The organism is Mesorhizobium sp. M7A.F.Ca.MR.362.00.0.0, assembly GCF_004023175.1.
GTDB lineage: Bacteria > Pseudomonadota > Alphaproteobacteria > Rhizobiales > Rhizobiaceae > Mesorhizobium.
The window spans coordinates 1,808-2,708 of record NZ_RZTF01000585.1; the positions used below are offsets into that span (position 1 = coordinate 1,808).

At 65.7% G+C, this 901-nt stretch carries 2 protein-coding genes; both read left to right on the forward strand.

Annotated features, from left to right (window positions below; all coding sequences use genetic code 11):
* Positions 1-346, forward strand: a 346-nt coding sequence (locus tag EOC06_RS44420; protein WP_245470365.1) for a DUF1403 family protein, incomplete at its 5' end; no start/stop codon positions are given.
* A 3-nt stretch (positions 347-349) separates the two neighbouring features.
* Positions 350-901: SMC-Scp complex subunit ScpB (locus tag EOC06_RS35555; RefSeq protein WP_164898944.1), on the forward strand; the 552-nt coding region annotated here is incomplete at its 3' end.

Genomic DNA, 901 nt, shown 5'->3' on the forward strand with positions numbered 1-901 from the left:
AGTGAGAACAACCAGTCTGACGGAAAGCGACCAGGCGCCAGGCGGGGAGAGGGTGCAGGGCCTGCTCGTGGCTCAGGCGCGCGCCGCGCTGCGCGCCATCGATCTTTCCGCCGAGCTCGGGCGCCGTGCGGATCGGCTGTTCGGTGTCGCTCCGAAACTGCGGGCAAAGGGGGCGGACCATGTCGTCGATCATTTGCTGAACGACGATGCGCTCGTTGCCTCGCGCGGGGACAAAAGGACCGGGATGAGCGACCGCGGCCTGCGGCGGCTGTTCGACCGATTGGTCGATCTCGGCGCCGTGCGCGAGCTGTCCGGCCGCACCACGTTCCGCATCTACGGGCTTTAGCAAATGGCTGAAGCGGACCGCAAGAGGCGAGGGCGGGGCCGGTCGGATGACCATCGATCAGGCGACCGTCGTTCAAATGACCATTTGTTCGATCGCGATCTCGACCACCTGCCGGCGGAGGTTCGCTGGCGGGAGTGGATGAACCGCGTCGAGGCGACGGTCTTCGCCGCCAGCGAGCCGGTCACACGTAGTGTGCTCGCGCAAGTGATTGGCGCCAGTTGCAACCTCGACCTCCTCATTGATGACATCCGCGAGGAACTGCGCGGCCGTCCTTACGACCTGGTCGCGGTCGCCGGCGGTTTTCGGCACCTGACGCGGCCGGCCTACGGTGATGCCATTCGCGCAGCGTTAGGCACGGACGAGCAAGAGCAAAAAAACCTTTCGCAGCCGGAGGTGCTCGTGCTGTTGACGATCGCCTACTTCCAGCCGATCACCCGTGCCGAACTGTCCTCCTTGTTCGGCAAGGAAATCAGCCGCGACCTGATCGGCAATTTGCGCGGCTTCGGCCTGATCGCCTCCGGCCCACGCAGCCCGACCCCAGGCGCGCCCTACACC